We start from the raw sequence: 18,230 nt of genomic DNA, 5'->3' as shown, positions 1-18,230 counted from the left end.
CCGGCTGGCGGAATGGGACAAGAAATATATCTGGCATCCGTTCACCCAGATGAAAGATTGGCTGAACGACGAGCCGCTGGTGATTGACGAGGGGCAAGGGTGTTATCTGAAGGACACACGCGGCCGCAGGTATCTGGACGGGGTTTCGAGCCTGTGGGTCAACGTGCACGGGCACCGCAAGGCCGAGATCGACCGGACCGTTAAAGCGCAGATCGATAAGCTCGCGCATTCCACCTTGCTGGGGCTTGCCAATACGCCGTCCGTTGAGCTGGCCAGGAAACTGGTCGGCATCGCGCCCAAGGGTCTGGAGAAGGTCTTTTATTCGGACAACGGCTCGACAGCTGTCGAGGTCGCTATCAAGATGGCGTACCAGTACTGGCAGAACACCGGACGCCGCAAAAAGACGCGGATCGCGCACCTGGCAAACTCGTATCACGGCGATACTCTGGGCAGCGTGAGCGTGGGCGGGATCGATCTTTTTCACCATGTTTACAAGAAACTGATCTTTAAGACCGTGAAGGTCGGATTTCCGGACGGCTACCGCGAAACGGATTTTGATGGAGCTCTCGACCGGATGGAAGCATTATTCGGGAAGTCGCGCGGCACGATCGCGGCTTTGGTGGTTGAACCGATCGTCCAGGGTGCGGCCGGTATGATCGTCTGGCCGGAGGGCGTGCTTAAACGCGTGGCGCGGCTTTGCCGGAAATACGATATTCTTCTGATCGCGGATGAGGTGGCCACCGGATTCGGCCGTACAGGCAAGATGTTCGCCTGCGGGCATGAAGGCGTATCCCCGGATTTTCTGTGTCTGGCCAAGGGCATCACCGGCGGATATCTCCCCCTGGCCGCGACGTTGACCACGAAGAGGGTCTTTGACGGCTTTGTCTTTGATTACAAAGACCAGAAAACTTTTTTTCACGGCCACACCTACACCGGCAACCCGCTGGCCTGCGCCGCGGCTCTGGCGAATCTGCGGGTTTTTGAAAAAGAGAGGGTTTTGTCCCGTCTCCAGCCTAAAATAAAACACTTGAGCCGACGGCTGAAGATGTTTTATAATCTACCCCATGTCGGGCACGTTCGCCAGAAGGGGATGATGGCCGGCATCGAGCTGGCCGCGGACCGCGAAACCCGAAGGCCCTATTCCTGGGAAGACCGGATCGGGGTCAAGGTCTGCCGCCTGGCGCGCGAGCGGGGCGTGATTTTGAGGCCTCTGGGCAACGTGATCGTTCTCATGCCGCCGCTGGCGGTCAGCGAGAGTGAACTGGACGAATTGCTGGATGTCACGTATGGGGCGATTGAAACAGTGACAGCGGGCAGCGGATAGCGTAGAGCGGGTAGTTTTTCTATACGCTATCCGCTAAACGCTAGACGCTAAGAAAATATGATTTCGCAAAATACTCACAAGAAGAAGGTCTTCGTCGCCATGAGCGGCGGGGTGGATTCGTCTGTCGTGGCAGGGATGATGAAGGAAGCCGGGCATGACGTTGTCGGCGTGACCATGTGCTTCAGCATCTCGCATCCCAACAGCAAAAAGCCGTCCTGCTGCGGTGTGGACGGGATCGCGGACGCCAAGCGCGCGGCGCAGATCCTGGAGATCCCGCACTACGTCCTCGATTTCGCCAAGGACATCAACGACCACATCATCCAGACCTTCACCGACGAGTATTTGAACGGCCGCACGCCCAACCCGTGCGTCGAGTGCAACCAGCATTTGAAGTTCGGCTCTCTTTACGCGAAGGTCATGAGCCTGGGCGCGGAGTATCTGGCCACCGGGCATTACGCCAAGATCCATCATAACCCGGCGGCCGGGCGATATGAGATGAAGAAGGCCAATGACGAGCGCAAGGACCAGTCGTATTTTCTTTACAGCGTGCGCAAGGAGACCCTGCCGAAGATTTTGTTCCCGTTGGGTGACCTGACCAAACACGAAGTGCGTGAACTGGCCCGCCGCTACAAACTCAATACCGCGGAAAAGCCGGAGAGCCAGGACATCTGTTTTGTCCCGGACAGCGGATACAAGGAATTTATCCGCAGCCGCGTGGGCGAGTCCGCGTTTGTTCCTGGCCTGTTCAAGAACGAGAAGGGCGAGGTGGTCGGGGAGCACAAGGGGATCGTGAATTACACCATCGGCCAGCGCGACAAGCTCGGGATCGCTTTGGGGCATCCGGTGTATGTTTACAAGATCGAGAAAGAGACCAACACGGTTTACGTCGGGCCGTTGTCCAAGCTGTATTCCAAGGGGCTTCTGGCGAGCCGGTTCAACCCGGTGAGCATGGATGTCCCGGGCGAGACGATCCGGGCCAACGTCTGCATCCGCCACAATGCTCCGGAAGTCCCGGCGGACGTCACGTGCCTGGAGGACGGGCGTGTGCGGATCGATTTCCTCGAGCCGCAGAAATCCGTGACGCCGGGCCAGTCGGTGGTGCTGTACGAAGGCGACGTCGTCCTGGGCGGCGCGGTGATCGATGAACCGGTTGCGTGCGAAGAGAAAGAATTTTGCGCCATATCGTGAAAACATTTTCTAACTGAAGCGTTTGGGAAAGGAATGCTCCTATGAGCCTCACCCTGGATCGCGAATTTCTTAAAGGTTTTGTCGGGCAAAATGACATCGACGCCCTGGCTTCGAAGATCAAGAAAGCCCACGACGATCTTCACAATAAAACCGGCAAGGGCAATGATTTCCTCGGCTGGGTGGATTTGCCTGGCAAGATCCCGGACGCGTTGATCAAAGAGCTGGAGGCCTTGGGAAATGAGGTCCGGAAGGATTCCGACGCGCTCATCTCGATCGGCATCGGTGGCTCGTATCTGGGTATCCGGGCCACGGTCGAATATCTGGGCGGCGGCAAACTGCCGGTTTATTATGCCGGGCACAATATGAGCGCGGATTATCTGCACAATCTGCTGGAAACGCTCAAGGACCAGCGGATCACGGTTGTCGTGATTTCCAAATCCGGCACCACCACTGAGCCGGCGCTGGCGTTCCGCATCGTGAAGCAGTTCATGCAGAAAAAATACAAGGGCGATGAATTGAAGAAACGGATCATCTGCGTCACAGACGCGAAAAAAGGCGCCCTGCGCCAGATCGCGGAGAAGACGGGGCACCGGACCTATGTGATCCCGGATGACGTGGGCGGCCGGTTCTCGATCCTCACCCCGGTCGGCCTGGTGCCGCTGGCGGTCGCGGGCGTGGACATTAAAAGTTTTGTTGAAGGCGCGCGCAAGGGCGAGCAGGAGTACGGCAAGATGGACCTGAACGCCAACACCGCGTATCAATACGCGGCGATCCGCCACGCGCTTTATCACAAGGGTAAGGTGATCGAGGTTTTGGCGTCGTTTTACGACAACATGTATTATGTCACCGAATGGTGGAAACAGCTTTTCGGCGAAAGCGAAGGCAAGCAGGGCCAGGGGATATTCCCGGCTTCGATGATTTTCTCAACCGACCTACATTCCATGGGCCAGCTCATGCAGGACGGGATGCGCAATATTTTTGAGACCTTTTTGACCGTTGACCAGCCCCGGCATACCGTCATCATCCCGAAAGAGGAAGATGACCTGGACAAGTTCAACTGTATGGCGGGCAAGGATTTGGATTTTGTGAACAAGCAGGCCTTCCGCGCCACGGCCATGGCCCATTATGAAGGGGGAATCCCGAATCTGTCCCTGAAGATCTGCAAGGCCGATGAATTCCACCTGGGCCAGCTTTATTACCTCTTTGAGAAGGCTGTCGGTATTTCCGGTTACCTGTCCGGGGTCAACCCCTTTGACCAGCCGGGGGTCGAGGCTTACAAAAAGAAGATGTTCGGGTTGCTGGGGATGAAGTAGGCGTGGTTAGCAAAGGGCCGGGGCCGTATCCCGTGCTCAAACAGCGATCCCGCTTTTCTCTAAAATGCAAAAGCAAGGAAAAGCGGTCTCGAACTGCGCGCGGGATACGGCCCCGGCCCTTCCAGCTTTCCGGTTTTGTTGGGTGTAAAACTAAAAACCCCTGGCCGAAATTGGCCGGGGGGTTGTTTATTTTTATTGAAATTTGAAGAACCAACCTCTTGCAAGGGATGGCCTGCTCGGGGTCTGCGAGCTATTCTAAATAGTTAAAGTGGAAGCTCTTGAAAAAACCTGGCCAAAACCAGCCAGGGTATCTTTTTGGGCTTCCCGGATAAATTGACTACTAAACCAAAAAAACCTGGCCACAATCAGCCAGGGTATCTTTTATGGCTTCCCTGATAAAACTTTAATTAATAATTAAGGGGAAGCCATAAAAAATACGAGCGGCTATGGGAGCCGCCCGTATAAGGTGATAGGCCTTCGTTTCCTTGCGGTATCTTTCCTATCCTCCTATTGATAACTTAATATTGCCATATTTTTTCGCGCTTGACAAGGGGGGAAGACAAACTTTTTTAATTTTTTTTCGCGGTTGTTGGGAATTGTGGGATACTTTTTGACTTTTCCTTCCGCGCGTGTTAGAAAAGTGATGGACCATGAAACGCGACCCCAACAAAACCCAGATTTTGATCGGCATTTCCCTTCTCCTGGCCGCTGTCCTGTGCACGGTGGCCGCCTTTTATTCCCTCATCAGCGAGCAGCGCGCCAAGCTTGATGAAATCAGCACGTTAAAGGAACAGGTCGCCCTGATCAACGCGGAAAAAGAGACGGCCGAGGGCAAAGCGGCGGAACTTGAAGACGCCAAGGGCCGCTCCATCGAGATCGAGAAATTGATCGGGGAGTCCCGCAAGATCTACGGCGATGAGGAAAAAGGACGGACCACGGGGTTGCTCTGGGTTGACCGGGAGGAATCGCGTTTTATCATCACCCTGGGCGTCCTGAACGGGCTGGTCAAGGGCAGTCTCGTGACCGTCTATGACGGCGATAAGACCGTTGCCACCCTCCTGGTCGAAGTCCCGATGGATGTCATCTCCTATACCCGGCCCCTGAGCCGGAAAATCGAAGATTTCACAGAAGATTACTATCGCGTCAAGATTGAAGGCGGCAAGACATCCGACGACGCGACCGTGGACGAGACGGCCCCTTGATGCCGCCGGGTAAGCCAGCGCTTCCGTCTGCCCCCTCAGAAAATTTTTCCCGTTATTCGCAGAAATCGTTTCCCTCGTACCGTTATATCCAGGGTCTTGCCCTGCACCCGACCGAGCATCCGCAGGGACATTCTTTCGGCAGGCGGGAACCGCCGCCTTCCGTCCTGGCCCCCAAGTCCTGGGACCAGAATGAAGCATACCTGTTTGGCGTCGATCTTTATAACTATGCCTATTGGTGGGAATCGCACGAGGCCTGGGAGGGGTTGTGGCGGCTCCAGCCGCTGGATCATCCTACGAGCCAGTTTTTGCAGGGACTGATCAAGGTTTCGGCCGCGTTTCTCAAATGGTTCCTGCACCAGCGTCGCGGGATGGAGCTGACGTACCAGGGGGCGGTGGCGCATTTGCAGGCGGTCCGGACCAGGACGAGGTATTATATGGGCGTTGACCTGGATGATCACTTGAAGCGGCTGGAGAAGCATTTCGCGCCTGCCCTGAAAGGCGAAGATGCCCCGTGGCCTGATCCGCTGGACGGGTATCCGTTCATAGTCCTTGGAGACTGATTCCACTCGGGAGGTGGGAATGACCGATCAACACGGTGCGGATGAGATTTACCTGCATGCGCTGGAAAAATACAGCGGTTACTGCGCCTACTGCCGGTTTGATTTCCTGAAGGACACGGAGGCTTTCCTGAAGACCGGTTTCGACAATATCGCGGTGGGGCAGGTCGGACACGTGAGCCATCTGATCCCGGCTTGTCCGGCTTGCCGGAGCCTGAACCCCGTGGCCCTGGCCCCGGAGGGCTCATCCGGGAAAGACGCCCAGGCTGTCCGTGAATTTGTGGCCCGCTGGCAGTACTACGACATGCGGCAGAAACATAGGGGAACTTAGGGGGGAGAATGCTGCGCCGAACGATTGCTGTTGTTGCGTTTTGCCTGGTTATCGGTGGATCCGTGGTCAGAGCGGACATGCAGCCTGATTTTCTGACGATCTCCCGGATCAAACTGCAGGCCCAGCCCACGGACCTTTTTCGCACCGAAGGGTATGTGGCCCAGATCTATCTCTGCCCGCCCTGCGCGCCGGGTTCTCTGTGCAAAGGATGCCTGCCCGACATGTTCGTGATCTCCGAGACACCCAAGACCGTCGATGATTTTGAGCAGGTCGGCCCCACGGAATTGATTGTTTTTGCCCGAAACGGGGAAAAGCTTGATGACCTTAAGTTGGGCGGGAAATACAGGTTCATGGTCCAGGTCAGCGACATAAAGTCCACGCTGCAGCCGATCAACGATGTCCTGTTGATCTCCAGGGACTACATGGGCGAGTGAGCGGTTAGTCCTCGGACCGTACGGTCAAGGCCAGGATCCCGGTGACGAGGACCAGGCTGACGGCCGCCAGGCCCAGCGCGCAATCCGCGAAAAATGATTGGCCGAACATCAGTCTTTCCACGGACAGGATGACCACCCCCGCGGCCATGCCGATGCTCAGGATTTGAATGATCTTGATCAGTTTTTGGCGTTTTGTTCTCATCGTCTCCCCGTTATCTTATTCCATCAACAATTCCCGGCTCTCCCATCCCTGGATCATCTGCCAGAGCACCTTCACCCAGGGGTAACTGATAAACACGATCACATACAGCCAGAACAGCACCGAGAACCAGATCGAGATCACGTCCCAGAAAATTTCCCAGCGGACCAGGCGGTGGAACAATTCGTGGTAGGCGCTGCGCAGCCCTTTCAGCTGTTTTTCTCTGGCGAACTGCTCATACAGCGGCTTGCGGTCGAGGATCCGGCCGTTGAGGATGTCATCGAGAACGCTGAAATATTCGATGTTGTAGTCGCACTCGGCGCGGGTATGGTCCTGGGGGTTTATCTTGGCGTCGCAACGCTCGCAGTAGCCCGTGTAGGTGAGGTGGAACAGGTTGGTCGCGACCAGGTTGAACAAAAACCAGGGCAGATTCAGGATCGAAAAGAAGGTCACCGGGGCGATGAAAAACCGTTTGAGCCGCCGGCCGTGTCTTAACCGGTATTTGTGCAGGTCATAGTCGAGGAAAAGGGACTTGTTGCCGATGTAACAGCGGATGTGGTACTGCTTGTAAAGGTCCGGGAGCTCTTTTTTGGCTTTGCCGCGGATGTTCCGCTCCAGGGCCTGGCGGTCGGTCAGCCGGAACGCGTCCGTCAGCGAGACTTCGCTCAACCCTCCCTGGCAGCGCTGGCAGGACATGGTCTGTTCTTCAAAAAAGACCCGGCATTCGGAGCAGTATTTCATGGATAACCTCGTAACGATGGGGTAATACGTTACCAGTTTAGTCCTCTTGTCGGCCTTAGACAAGAGGAAGAGAAATTTCTTTATTTGGTCGAAAAATAACTGTTGAAAGTGGGGTAGTTTTTTGATAGATTAACCCTTGGCAATTCATGTTCTTGTTTGAAAAGGTAAACCATTCGTAAGGATGGGACACAAAGCTATAGGGTCCACTCGATCTCCGTTCCGGAGCTCGGAGGGACAGCCAGTTGCCAAACAAGAGTAGACAAGTTAAAAGCCTGATTTCGGGATTTTAACCCTATTCTTTGTGTCCAAAAAAGAATAGGGTTTTTTGTTTATTCGGACTGGAGGGCCCTGCATCCTGCATGATTGGCAGCATTTAGATTCCTGTGGTAACAATTTTGGACGTGCTTCTTAAGAGGGGGAATTTTGATGAAAAAAAGATCAGTGGCAACAAAGGGGGACGATAATATGTCCGTAGGACTTTTGATTTTTGTGCTTCTGTTTGTTCTTGCATTGGAATCAAAAAATTTGATTATTGGACTAATATGCGCAGCAGTCGGCCTAATCCTTAGTCTTTCCTGTGTCGCTCCCCAAAGAGTGAAAAGTGCAAGCGACATGCTTAGAAATATAGGAAAATTTCGGTGACCTCCTGGAAAGTGGACAGAGAGTATTGGAGCTGTTAGAATGGTGGCGCTGAAAACGGGCAGTTTTTATTAATTCTTTTTAACCGCACCCTGCTTCGCGGGCGTTCACTCGCAAGCTCGTTCACGCTTCGCAGGGTTAATTCGCACAGTTGACTTGGCGTCGCCTATCGGCTCCGCAAGTCAAGTGCTCATTAAAAGGAGCCTTTGATGGCGCAGCAGGTGATTTCGTTCCATTATGATTTGAAGGATGATAAGGGGCAGATGATCGAATCCTCACGCGGGACCGAACCCATGGCGTTCATGGAAGGCGTGGGGCAGATCATCCCCGGCCTGGAAAAGGCCCTGCTGGAGCTCGCGGTCGGGCAGTCGAAGGACGTTTTTGTGGCCTGCGAGGACGCTTACGGCCCTTATGATCAAACATTAATCGCCAACGTTCCCGCCGGGCAGTTCCCGACGCCGAACGTCAAAGAGGGGGATGTTTTTCAGGTTGAGCGCGAAGGCGCGATCCGGCTCGTGACGGTCGTGGAGGTGAAAGACGGCACGGTGACCATTGACGCCAATCATCCCATGGCCGGCCGGAGCTTGAATTTTACGGTGGAGATCGTCACCCGCCGGGACGCCACACCCGAGGAATTGTCTCACGGCCACGCCCATTCCGGGGACGGCCATCACCACCATTGAAAAAATGATGGAATTTTCGGTCGACCCGTCCGTCCGGTCGTTGTTGTGGACGGTCTTTCACAATGTCTCCGTGACCCCCGCCCTCTGTGCCGCTGAGGAAGAGTGCCGCCTGGTGAAAATATGACATGAAAAAGATTTCTGAAAAAATCCTCTATCAGGGCCAATGGCTGTCGATGTATGAAACGGTTTATGAAGACCGCAACGGGGTTCCCGTCTCCTGGGAAAGCGTCAAACGCAAGAAGACGACCCCGGGTGTCGTGATCATCGCCAAATTGGTCCCTTCCCGGCAATTCATCCTGATCAAACAGTTCCGTCACGCGGTCGGCGGGTATGTGCTGAGTTTCCCGGCGGGCCTGGCCGACGGCGATCCGCGCCACGCGCTGGTGGAGCTCAAGGAGGAGACCGGCTACATCGGCCGGATCGTCAGCGTCAGCCCGGTGCTCAAGACCGGGTCCACGATCGTGGACGACAGCGGGCAGACGGTTTATATCGAGGTGGATGAGAAAGACCCCGCCAACCTCGACCCCCGCCAGGACCTGGAGCCGGGCGAGGACATCGAGGTCTGCCTGGTCAGGCGGGATGAGATCAAAAAATATTTGATGGCGGAGCAGGGTCAGGGTACGCACATCAGCGCAAATCTGTGGTATCTCTTCGTCCTCAGGGACGAAATCCTTTAAGCCGGAGCGGGTATGGGCAGCAGGATTTTTTTGTTTTTCCTGATCGGCATCATGATGTGGGGGATCTTTGTCCGGACCGGAAAGGTCCGCAAGGTCTATGTGTGGCCGGCCTCGGACATTCGGGCCCTGTCCAAGGAAGAGATGCAGGACATCTGCGGCGCGGAGGTCGTGTGGGTCGTTTTCAACTCTTTTGCCCCCGGGTTCGGGGAGTCAACCGAGCATGCCCAGCAGGGCGAACAGAGGCGCAGGGATTTCGATCAGTTGGCCAAAGACTACGGCTTTCGCGACACCCGGGAAATGGGCCAGGCCTGCGCGCAGGCTTTTTATAAATACGGCCGTCCGCAATTCAGAAAATTATGGTAAAAGATTTTATGCCCGATCATATTGTTTATTTCGCCCATGGAAAGGAGAGCGGGCCGTGGGGGACCAAGATCCAGGCGCTGGCAAAGATCGCCCGGGACAAAGGTTTCCACGTCGAAAGTCCGGATTATTCCACGATGATGGACCCGGACGAGCGCGTGAAAAAACTGCTGGCGCTCAAGCCGTCGGCCGGTAAAAATTTGGTCCTGGTCGGCTCCAGCATGGGCGGATATGTGTCCGCGTTGGCCTCGGCTCATTTGAACGTGAGCGGCCTGTTCCTTCTGGCCCCGGCGTTTTTCATCCCGGGATATGCCGTTCAGTCGCCGGTTCCGAAGGCCCAGCTGACCTATATCGTGCATGGCTGGGAGGACAATATCGTCCCTGTCGAGAATTCCATCCGTTTTTCAAGGGAGCACAAGTCCCGGTTGTTCCTTTTGCCCTCGGATCACCGCCTGGTCTCCGTGCTTACGGATGTAGAGAGATTTTTTTGTGTCTTTTTAGAAAATATTTTTTCTTAAGTTTGACCTGTCGTCTGGGAGCATCGCCCGGCGGCAGAAGAATTGAAAAGGGGAAGGGTGATGTTAAAAAAATATTTGGTGGTTGTGATGACGATGGGATGGAGTGTTTTCTCTGCCGGAATTTGCGGGGCGGCGGAGGAAGGGCCTAAGGCGGCACAGCCAGCAGAGATGTCCGCCGATCTTCCGGCGGAGGTCATTTTGGACAAGGTCAAGGTCCAATACCAAAGCTTGAAGACCTATCAGGCTAAGGGCCGGGTGTCGTTTCGCATGACTTTTCAGGGGAAATCAAACGATCAGGAAACGGATTACACGATGGCCCTGGGCCGGCCGGATTTTTTTAAGGTCGTCTGGACCCAGGAGGCGGCCGGTCAGAAACACCAGGGCTCGGCCTGGAACGCCGGGGAAGGAACCTTTATTTATATGGGGACCGGCGATATTTATGCAGAGCTTAAGAGCGGAGAGATGGCTTTGGGGGCGGCGGCAGGGATTTCCGGCGGGTCGACCAATATGATTCCCCCTTTGTTTTTCAATAAACGGAGCCTCTTGGGCAATTTGTCCAATTCCCATATAGAGAGAAAGGAGGCGGTCAACGGAGAGGAATGTTATGTCGTCACGGCGGACAGCAAATCCCTGCAGCAGAAAATCACCCTCTGGATTTCCACAAAGCGCTTGCTGATCCTCCGGAGCGAATATCCGTTGGGGAAAATGAGTGGCGCAGCCGAAAACCTCACGGATCAGGATATTGAGGAGGCCTTGAAAAGCATGGGCGAGGACGTAACGGAGGCTAACAAGTCCCGGATGAAGGCCCTGATGGCAACCCAGATGAAAATGGCAGAAGGTATGAATATGGAAGGGAAGATCACCGAAGAAATTTCGGATATTGAAACTGACATCCCGTTTTCAGCCAAAGGTTTTGCCTTTGCTCTCCCCGACACCGCACAACGCAGGGATTCCATGTTTAATTTTAGCCTGTCCGAAATGGAAGAGATGTCTACCTCCATGGAGGCCTTTGGAGGGACCAATGTGGATGACCCGCAGGCGCAGGAACTGGAAAAACGCGTGGCTGCGGTTCCGGAAGATCTGAAATCTCGTTTCAAGCTTCTGGGTTATTATTTTCTCAGGAAGGACGACGATTCCCGTCGCCGAAAACAGGAGCACATTCTTTGGATTATCGAAAATCATCCGGGTTTTGAGGGCGGGATGATGATGTCCCCGTATATAATGTTGCATCCCGCGATCGACGGAGAGACCTATGAAACCGCGCGGAAATTATGGCTGAAGAATTTGCAGAAATTTCCGGACAATCCCAGGGTGATCATGAACGCGGCCAAATTCTTTCAGCTCTATGAAATTGACAAGTGTGCAGAGCTGTTGAAAAAAGGCAAGGAACTGGAGCCGGATAACCATGCCTGGGATAGGGAATGGGAGATGTTGCAGTCTTTCCGCCAAATGAGATCTGCTCCTGCGTCCGGATCCCATTGACACAGGAGAGGTATTTCCCTTGTCCGGTGCGGCTCTTGGGAATACAATACAGCGTGTTGCCGGGCGTGGGGACTGAAGAGGGTTTCGGCGCACGAGCTTAAGCCAATATTGAAGGGAGTTTGCCATGGGAAGAATCGGCGTCACGGAATTGCTTTTGGTCCTGGTTGTGGTCCTGATCCTGTTCGGCGCCAAACGTCTGCCGGAGATCGGCAGCGCCATCGGCAAGGCCCTGCGGGAATTCAAAAAATCGGCCAGGGACATTGAAGGCGATGTGAAAGAGCCTTTGGACGACAAGGACAAGGGCCCGCGGTCGTAGGCCCGGTTTCCGGCATGGCAGGCGCACCTTTCCATTCTTCTTCTCCCGGCGGTTCGCAATCGTTCTTCGATCATCTGGAAGAATTGCGCGCCCGGATCATCAAGGCCTCTCTCGCGTTCATCATCGGCGTTATCTTTGCGTATCCCCTGACAGACCCCGTCCTGGAATTTGTCATCCGTCCCGTCGGTCATCTGGTTTTCACGTCTCCGGAGGAAGCGTTCACCGCACGCCTGACGATGTGTTTCCTGGGCGGTTTTTTTCTGTCCTTGCCGGTCCTCCTGTACCAGATCTGGAAATTTGTCGCCCTGGGACTGACGGCGCCGGAAAGGAAATTTGTTTCTGTTTTCGGGCCGTTGTCGTTCGTGTTCTTCGCGGCCGGCGCCGTGTTCGCGTGGTTTGTCCTGATCCCGATGTCGCTGCAGTTCCTTATGGGGTTCGCCTCTTCGAGGATGCAGGCCATGATCACGGTGGAGAAATACATTTCCTACGTCGGCACCCTGCTCATCGGCTGCGGGATCGTGTTTGAATTGCCGCTGGCGCTGGCGTTTCTGGCGCGCATCGGCATTGCAACGCCCGAATTCCTCCGCCAGAAACGCCGTTACGCCATTGTGCTGATTTTGATCGTCAGCGCGGTCGTGACCCCGCCGGATGTCATCTCCCAATTGCTGATGTCTCTGCCCCTGGTTGCGCTTTATGAAGTCGGGATCCTCATGACGCAATTTCCCGCACGGAAGACCCCTGTATGAGAAGCGCGCGATTTTTACCGGCAACGGCATTCACCCTTGTTTGGATATGCTATACTTGTTCCGTCATGAATGCCCGGGCCGGTGAGCCGACCGCTCTGACCCGGGAAACGGCCCGGGAAACGGCTGAAGCCACGGCGGAAGCTCATGCCCTGTATGGCCTTAGGGGCGGTTCTTTGAAACAATGCATTGAGGTCAAGGTCCTGCGGCCCTGCGAAACCGACTGGGTGACGTGCATCGATCACGCGTGGGTGGTGCAGTTCGCGGTCGGGGAGGCGTGCGGGATTCTTCATGACGGCCGGCTGGGGTTGCACCTTTTGATCAATGAAGCCGACGGCCGGATCATCTCCCGTTATCCGGAGGTTGAGTATTTCCAGGGGCCGGAATATTGCATGGCCGATCACGATTGCGTGCTCGTCGAGGGTGCGGCCGGCTCCGGAAGCTGTAAGAATTTTATCCACGGCCCTTTGGCGGATGGCAGCGCGGTCCCGTCCTCCCGGTGTTTATGCCGCCAGAATATTTGCGGGCTCGAGCTGGAACCGTGAACGTTAGCGTGACCGCCGGCGGTTCCAGTTTATTCCGAATGGCCTTGAAATCGGGCCGTTTTCGGATATAATTGGGGCAGTTAACAACTTTCGCATGAGACTTTCATCCTCACCCCGTAGTGCACTGGTCAGAATGGAATGGAGGATTTTATGAAGATTCATGATCTCAGGGATTTATTGAAAGACAAACGGGTCATCGAAGAAATCCATCGTCACCTCTGGATCGAGAGCCAGAAAGCCGGATACAACATCGGCGTCGAGCGGGCGACGGACGAGTGGCTGGCGCTGTACTCTGAGGGGTGGGTAAGATACCACATGCCGGAAAAGTATGAAACCCTGCAGGCCAAGCAGCGCAAAGAGAAGTTGAAAAAGAAGAAGGGTCTCTAAAGCGTAAAAGATTTTGGGGGATTTTGAAAAGGCGGGTCATCGAAAGGTGACCCGCCTTTTGTGTTTTGGGGAGGAGCTATTTTCTGCGGCGCGGACGGCTCAGGAAGCCCAGCAGCAGGACCGCGGCCGCGCACGCTGCGCTGACAGCCGCGCCGGCGAAAAATTCCTGAGGAGCGAAAACGAATTTGATGTCGTAACGGCCGGGTGCCAGGAACACCGAGCGCAGAAGATGATTGGTCTGATAGACCGGGATCTGCCTGCCGTTCGCATAGGCCCGCCAGCCAGGATGGTAGGCCTCGCTCAAGACGAGAAAGCCGGCACTCTCCATAACAGCTTCCAGCCGGACCTCGTTGGCGGTGTAGGCGGTGATGGAAGCGCGGGATCCGTCTTCGACCGGCGCATCCTGCAGGAGGGTTTTGATGATGGGGGAAACGGCATGGTTGATGACGGCCAGGCGGCGCAGCTCCGGGCCGATCTGCTCGAGGAGAGTCAGGGTTTTGTCGGTGTCCTGGGTGAAGATGGCCTTGTGCACGACGAACGCGCGGGGAAAGGCGTTGGGCCGCTGATAGATGAGGACTTCCCCGTTGTAGACGGTGGTCTCCCGGGCGTGGATTTCCGCGAAATTGGTCAGCAACCGCGAGAGCCGGTCCTTGGACGGCGCGACGATGTACCGGATGTTGAGAAGATCCAGGATGGGCTTGCGGCCCTCCAGGGGGACCGCGCGCAGCGCCGGCGGCCGCAGGTCGTTTTTGAAATGTTCTTTGCGGATCAGCCGGTTGACAAATTCGACGTATCGCTTGGGGGCGAGCCCGAAGAAATAACCCAGGTCATCTACCTCAAAGGCCGTGGCGGTGTTGGGGTAAAACGCCCAGAACATCCCGTAACTGCGCACGCGTTCCGGCGAGGACTTCAGAAAGTCCATATAAGGGATTTTGGGGAATGACGCGAAGCGGGCAGGCCGTTCGCGGTGGATGTAGCTTGTCAGTTCGCAGAAAACAAGCAGAAAAACAAACAGGGCCGCGGCCTGACGGCGGATGATCCGTCTGTCCTTCAGAAAAAGGATGAGCTGAAACGCGGCCAGCAAACCGGCGGCGAACAGGGCGGCCTGCCATCCGAGAGCGATTGTCGAGGAGGCCTTGAGAACGGTCAGGTGAATTGCGGTGATGGCGGCGAGGGTGCCGGCGAACCATAGTCCGTTAAGGAAAACACGGCGTCGGGAGGCCAGCAGGCGGACCCCCATGCCGGCCAACAGGGCCACGCAAAAGGCGGTCAGGTGCGGAGAATGGATGGCGTACCGGCAGACGTTGAACACCGGCAGATAGCCAAGCCAGTTGATGACAGGAAGCCCGTATTGTTTGCCGATCAGGATCAATACGACAGCCCCAAGGAAATAGTTCATCCCCCGCCGTTGTTTGCTGAATAAACTCAAGACCGCGAGCGCGAGGGGGAGTGTCCCCAGATATCCGCCCCACCAGCCGGAGAATTCCCAAAAATATGTCAACGGCACGTTTTGAAAAAAGTGGGGCAGCGCCAGGGTCAGGGCGCGGGGACGCTGTTCTTCCATGAGCAGTCCCGTTCCCGGCGGATGGCCGTGCCAGGATTCGAAAAAGAGCGTGTGCAGGAACGGGAAAAGGACAATGGCCGACATCCCGATCCCGAGGACGCAGGCCGCCGCGTAGGAGAGCAGGCATTTTTTCCAATCGACCTCATTACGGAATACGAACAGGCGGTGGACCAGAAATGCGAAGCCGAACACGTTTACGAGAAAAACGTGCTCCGGGTGCCCGGCAAAGAACGTGAGCGCGATGGTGATGGCCAGGTATGCGATGGGCCGGAAGGGGACCTTTTCAGTTTGCGTTTTGTCCCGGCGCGTCCGCTGGACAAGCCATTCCAGGCTGATCAGGAGGACCGGCGCCATGATGTCCACGTTGGCGGTCCAGTACTGCAAAAGGACCATCGGCCCGCTGAGCATAAAGACAACGCCAGCCGTCAGCGACGGGAAAACGCCGTTGCGCAGGGTGCGCATCAGCCAGTATGTCAAAAGTCCGGCAAAAAAGAAACGGCCCAGGATCAGCAGGTCCCATGCGTAATATTCCGGAAAAATGTACATGATGAACGTCAGGGGAAAAAAGATGGCGGTCTCCATCATGCCGATCAGGGAGAATCCGCAGGCCTGGTGGGGGTTCCACAACGGCAGGATGCCTTTCCAGAGGTTGCGTTTAATGAACTCGTAGACCGGTTCTTCCATGACCGGCGTGTCTGTGCCGTTGACCGGGATGAACGGCGGCTTGTTGTTTTCCTGCAGGTAAGCGCCGTAGGGAAAGGCCTGGGAATTGGCGGTTGTGACCTTGAACGTCCTGTTGAAGAAGACGACATCAAAAAAAGCGGTGGAGAGAAGGGCCGCGAAGAGCAGGGCGACGGAAAGTTTTCTGAGGAAAGGGGCGCGATTCATAAGGAGTAGTATATCCTGACTTTTATAAAATTGTTCAATCTTTGTGGTTGTCCGCGGAAGGGGTGTTGGGTTCCGGGTCCTGGACCGCAGGCCAGCAGGCATAGAAATAAAGGAATAGCGAGACAGGCAGGAGAATGAGCATCTGCCGCCCCAGGGTCCGGGAGAGCCGCCATTCCAGGTCAAAATTGATGGTGGTCAAATATACCAGCAGAAGGATGCCCGTGTAGCAAAGAAGAAAAACGGTCAGGACAGCGTTCTCCTTTTTGAAATAGCGGGGTGCTTGCAGGACAAACAGCAGCCCCAGGGCCAGAAAAATGTAAGAGTAATACGTGGCTGTCAAGATTTTGAACAGGGCCCGCCAGACCAGGACAATGCCTTCCCAATTGAAGAATGTTCCTGTCAGGGAATGTCCCCAGACCAGGATGTCGCGGTTGGGCGGGGCCAGCACGGTTTTCAAGACAATCGTCGGAAGGGAGGTGAGCAGGCACCCTCCGGCGAGGCACAGTCCCATTCGGATTTTCAGTTTCCGGCTGATGCCGGAGGAGCGTCCGATGTGAATCCCGCTGATCCCGACCAGCAGGGCGGCCATGATGATCCCTTCGTTCTTCGTGAAGGTGAGAAATCCGATCAGGAGACCGGCCAGAAGAAAGAACTGTTCGTCCCGGGCCGTCAGGGCTTTTAGCAGCACCGTGACAGCGGCCAGCAGGTAAAAGGCCAGGACCACGTCCGCGTATTGGGAAACCCCCAGGATGGTGAATTGAGGAAAGAGGGCGAGGACGGCCGCCGCGAGCAGGGCGCTCCATCGCGAAACGCGGCCTGTCAACCCGGCGTGCATCAGCCCGATCGAGCACAGGGTGACAAGGATGCCGGTATTGACAGGAACGGTATAAAAATTTTTGGGAAAGAATATCCAGCCCCAGGCGTTGACCAGAGGGAGCAGAAGGGGATATTCCGGCTGGGTATGCCAGTGCAGCCGGAAGACATTTTCCCACTGGCTGCCGGCGGTCAGGATGAATTTCATTTTCGTGTTCCACACCGCCCAGCCGTCCCAGTCTCCGAAACAGTTCGGGATCGCGAACGCGTAGGTGATCCCGGAGGAAAGAGCGAACAGGAAGATCAGGCAGGAGGCATAGAGCCAGTCCATCGGGAGCGGCAGGCGCGCCGGAAGACGGACGCGGAATTTTCGGGCCGTTTCCCATCCGCTCCGGACATTCCACAGGCCCAGGGCGCCGATGCAAAGTCCGTGAGCGGCAAGGAGGCCGGCGGGATGAAAGCCGTCGCACAACAGCAGCGAAAAGAACCCGAGGAAGGCAGACCACCCCAGCCCTGTTGCGACGGCGAGGAACAGGAACAGCGCGGCCGGCAGCCTTTGGCCTCGCAGGATGGTTTTCAGGACGAGGGACCCCAGCAAAAAGGAAATGGCGTAACCGGTGTAAGGGCTGGTCATGGTCGTCGGGCCAGGAGTTTCCCGTAGCGGTTGTCGTGGATCGGGGTCAGGCCCAGGCGCCAGATGGCTTCGAAGGCCCCGTCCGGATGCGTGTAGTCCAGCAGCACCGTGTCCTGCGATCCGTCCTCTATTTCCAGGACCACGGGCGCGAGCATGTACTGGGCGGAGAGCAAATAATAAGTGTTGTTATTTTCCGGCGAAAGGTCCCTGTCGGTGGCGTATCCCACTCGCTTGTCCTTGGACAGGAACGGCCGCAGATCGGCGTACTCAAGGCCGGGTTCCTTCAGGGGAAGGAGGGCTTTCCGGCGGGCCTCCGGGAACTCTTTGCAGGCCGCCATGCCGTGGACCACGAGGATCCCCAAAAAGTAGACCAGGCCGGCGGCTTTGATAAATTTCAGGGGCATCACGAGAATCCTTTGATGGAGTTGACGGAGTTTATTCTAACACGACTTGGAGAAAATCGAAAACAGGATGGCGACTTTCCCCTGTATGATTTGCTAACGCAAATCAAGACTGCGGGGGCCTGCGGTGGTTTGGCCCCTCTGGGCCAAACCACCCTGAGCAAAGCCGAATGGGTTCGCCCAGCCGACTTACGTTCGTCCCGCCAAGGGCGGGACTCCGTAAGCCGGGGGCTCATTAATTCGCACAGATAACTTGCGTCGTCCAGCTTCGCTGGATTTCCGTAAGTTATG

General features: G+C 55.8%; 21 protein-coding genes and 1 riboswitch. Of the genes, 16 read left to right on the top strand and 5 right to left on the bottom strand.

Features of this window, described 5'->3' with window-relative positions; genetic code table 11:
- The first annotated feature begins 4 nt into the window (after positions 1–4).
- The 7 genes from bioA to Q8Q08_00725 all read left to right on the top strand — a co-directional run bounded on the left by bioA (position 5) and on the right by Q8Q08_00725 (position 6,349).
- Entirely contained in the window at positions 5–1,324 is a 1,320-nt protein-coding gene (gene bioA / locus Q8Q08_00755; protein MDP2652543.1) for an adenosylmethionine--8-amino-7-oxononanoate transaminase, read from the top strand.
- A gap of 57 nt (positions 1,325–1,381) precedes the next feature.
- Complete coding sequence (mnmA, locus tag Q8Q08_00750; GenBank protein ID MDP2652542.1) at positions 1,382–2,512, top strand: tRNA 2-thiouridine(34) synthase MnmA; 1,131 nt, start codon at positions 1,382–1,384, stop codon at positions 2,510–2,512.
- A gap of 41 nt (positions 2,513–2,553) precedes the next feature.
- Complete coding sequence (locus Q8Q08_00745; protein ID MDP2652541.1) at positions 2,554–3,825, top strand: glucose-6-phosphate isomerase; 1,272 nt, start codon at positions 2,554–2,556, stop codon at positions 3,823–3,825.
- Positions 3,826–4,475: 650 nt separating this feature from the next.
- Positions 4,476–5,027 (top strand): hypothetical protein, encoded by a 552-nt coding sequence (locus Q8Q08_00740; GenBank protein ID MDP2652540.1) that lies wholly within the window; start codon positions 4,476–4,478, stop codon positions 5,025–5,027.
- Positions 5,027–5,587 carry a DUF309 domain-containing protein gene (locus tag Q8Q08_00735; GenBank protein ID MDP2652539.1) on the top strand — a complete coding sequence of 187 codons (561 nt, stop codon included), beginning with the start codon at positions 5,027–5,029 and terminating at the stop codon, positions 5,585–5,587. Before Q8Q08_00740 ends, Q8Q08_00735 begins: the two co-directional genes overlap by 1 nt.
- Positions 5,588–5,606: 19 nt before the next feature.
- Complete coding sequence (locus Q8Q08_00730) at positions 5,607–5,915, top strand: hypothetical protein (protein MDP2652538.1); 309 nt, start codon at positions 5,607–5,609, stop codon at positions 5,913–5,915.
- A 77-nt stretch (positions 5,916–5,992) separates the two neighbouring features.
- Complete coding sequence (locus Q8Q08_00725) at positions 5,993–6,349, top strand: hypothetical protein (protein MDP2652537.1); 357 nt, start codon at positions 5,993–5,995, stop codon at positions 6,347–6,349.
- 4 nt (positions 6,350–6,353) lie between these two features.
- Here Q8Q08_00725 and Q8Q08_00720 read toward each other — a convergent pair whose 3' ends face one another.
- Positions 6,354–6,551 (bottom strand): hypothetical protein, encoded by a 198-nt coding sequence (locus Q8Q08_00720; protein ID MDP2652536.1) that lies wholly within the window; start codon positions 6,549–6,551, stop codon positions 6,354–6,356.
- A gap of 15 nt (positions 6,552–6,566) precedes the next feature.
- The gene (locus Q8Q08_00715) at positions 6,567–7,289 is read right to left on the bottom strand and encodes a hypothetical protein (protein MDP2652535.1); all 723 of its coding nucleotides are present in this window, start codon (positions 7,287–7,289) and stop codon (positions 6,567–6,569) included.
- Between the two features lie 153 nt (positions 7,290–7,442).
- A riboswitch (cyclic di-GMP riboswitch) is annotated at positions 7,443–7,539 on the top strand.
- A gap of 598 nt (positions 7,540–8,137) precedes the next feature.
- Here Q8Q08_00715 and Q8Q08_00710 point away from each other — a divergent pair.
- The 9 genes from Q8Q08_00710 to Q8Q08_00670 all read left to right on the top strand — a co-directional run bounded on the left by Q8Q08_00710 (position 8,138) and on the right by Q8Q08_00670 (position 13,639).
- Positions 8,138–8,611: a peptidylprolyl isomerase gene (locus tag Q8Q08_00710; protein MDP2652534.1), complete on the top strand. Its 474-nt coding sequence runs from the start codon at positions 8,138–8,140 to the stop codon at positions 8,609–8,611.
- A gap of 125 nt (positions 8,612–8,736) precedes the next feature.
- A complete protein-coding gene (locus tag Q8Q08_00705) occupies positions 8,737–9,288 on the top strand; it encodes an NUDIX hydrolase (protein MDP2652533.1) in 552 nt (183 codons plus the stop codon).
- Between the two features lie 12 nt (positions 9,289–9,300).
- On the top strand, positions 9,301–9,651 hold the full coding sequence (locus Q8Q08_00700) for a hypothetical protein (protein ID MDP2652532.1): 351 nt from the start codon (positions 9,301–9,303) through the stop codon (positions 9,649–9,651).
- 8 nt (positions 9,652–9,659) lie between these two features.
- Entirely contained in the window at positions 9,660–10,166 is a 507-nt protein-coding gene (locus Q8Q08_00695; protein MDP2652531.1) for an alpha/beta hydrolase, read from the top strand.
- Positions 10,167–10,226: 60 nt separating this feature from the next.
- The gene (locus tag Q8Q08_00690; protein ID MDP2652530.1) at positions 10,227–11,648 is read left to right on the top strand and encodes a hypothetical protein; all 1,422 of its coding nucleotides are present in this window, start codon (positions 10,227–10,229) and stop codon (positions 11,646–11,648) included.
- 124 nt (positions 11,649–11,772) lie between these two features.
- Positions 11,773–11,964: a twin-arginine translocase TatA/TatE family subunit gene (locus tag Q8Q08_00685; protein ID MDP2652529.1), complete on the top strand. Its 192-nt coding sequence runs from the start codon at positions 11,773–11,775 to the stop codon at positions 11,962–11,964.
- 14 nt (positions 11,965–11,978) lie between these two features.
- The gene (gene tatC, locus Q8Q08_00680; GenBank protein ID MDP2652528.1) at positions 11,979–12,710 is read left to right on the top strand and encodes a twin-arginine translocase subunit TatC; all 732 of its coding nucleotides are present in this window, start codon (positions 11,979–11,981) and stop codon (positions 12,708–12,710) included.
- Positions 12,711–12,775: 65 nt separating this feature from the next.
- Positions 12,776–13,252, top strand: a complete 477-nt coding sequence (locus Q8Q08_00675) for a hypothetical protein (GenBank protein MDP2652527.1) — start codon at positions 12,776–12,778, stop codon at positions 13,250–13,252.
- Positions 13,253–13,402: 150 nt separating this feature from the next.
- The gene (locus Q8Q08_00670) at positions 13,403–13,639 is read left to right on the top strand and encodes a hypothetical protein (GenBank protein ID MDP2652526.1); all 237 of its coding nucleotides are present in this window, start codon (positions 13,403–13,405) and stop codon (positions 13,637–13,639) included.
- 76 nt (positions 13,640–13,715) lie between these two features.
- Here the strand turns inward: Q8Q08_00670 and Q8Q08_00665 are convergent, their stop codons facing one another.
- The 3 genes from Q8Q08_00665 to Q8Q08_00655 are packed head-to-tail and all read right to left on the bottom strand — an operon-like array spanning position 13,716 to position 17,942.
- Positions 13,716–16,091, bottom strand: coding sequence for a YfhO family protein (locus tag Q8Q08_00665; protein MDP2652525.1), 2,376 nt, complete (start codon positions 16,089–16,091; stop codon positions 13,716–13,718).
- A gap of 34 nt (positions 16,092–16,125) precedes the next feature.
- Positions 16,126–17,538 (bottom strand): glycosyltransferase family 39 protein, encoded by a 1,413-nt coding sequence (locus tag Q8Q08_00660; protein MDP2652524.1) that lies wholly within the window; start codon positions 17,536–17,538, stop codon positions 16,126–16,128.
- On the bottom strand, positions 17,535–17,942 hold the full coding sequence (locus Q8Q08_00655) for a hypothetical protein (GenBank protein MDP2652523.1): 408 nt from the start codon (positions 17,940–17,942) through the stop codon (positions 17,535–17,537). The genes Q8Q08_00660 and Q8Q08_00655 overlap by 4 nt, the downstream gene beginning before the upstream one ends.
- Between the last annotated feature and the right edge of the window lie 288 nt (positions 17,943–18,230).

Source organism: Candidatus Omnitrophota bacterium, from assembly GCA_030688425.1.
Lineage (GTDB): Bacteria > Omnitrophota > Gorgyraeia > Zapsychrales > JANLHA01 > JAUYIB01.
The sequence above is the reverse complement of the archived record's forward strand: the minus strand, read 5'-3'. Positions and strand labels throughout refer to the sequence as shown.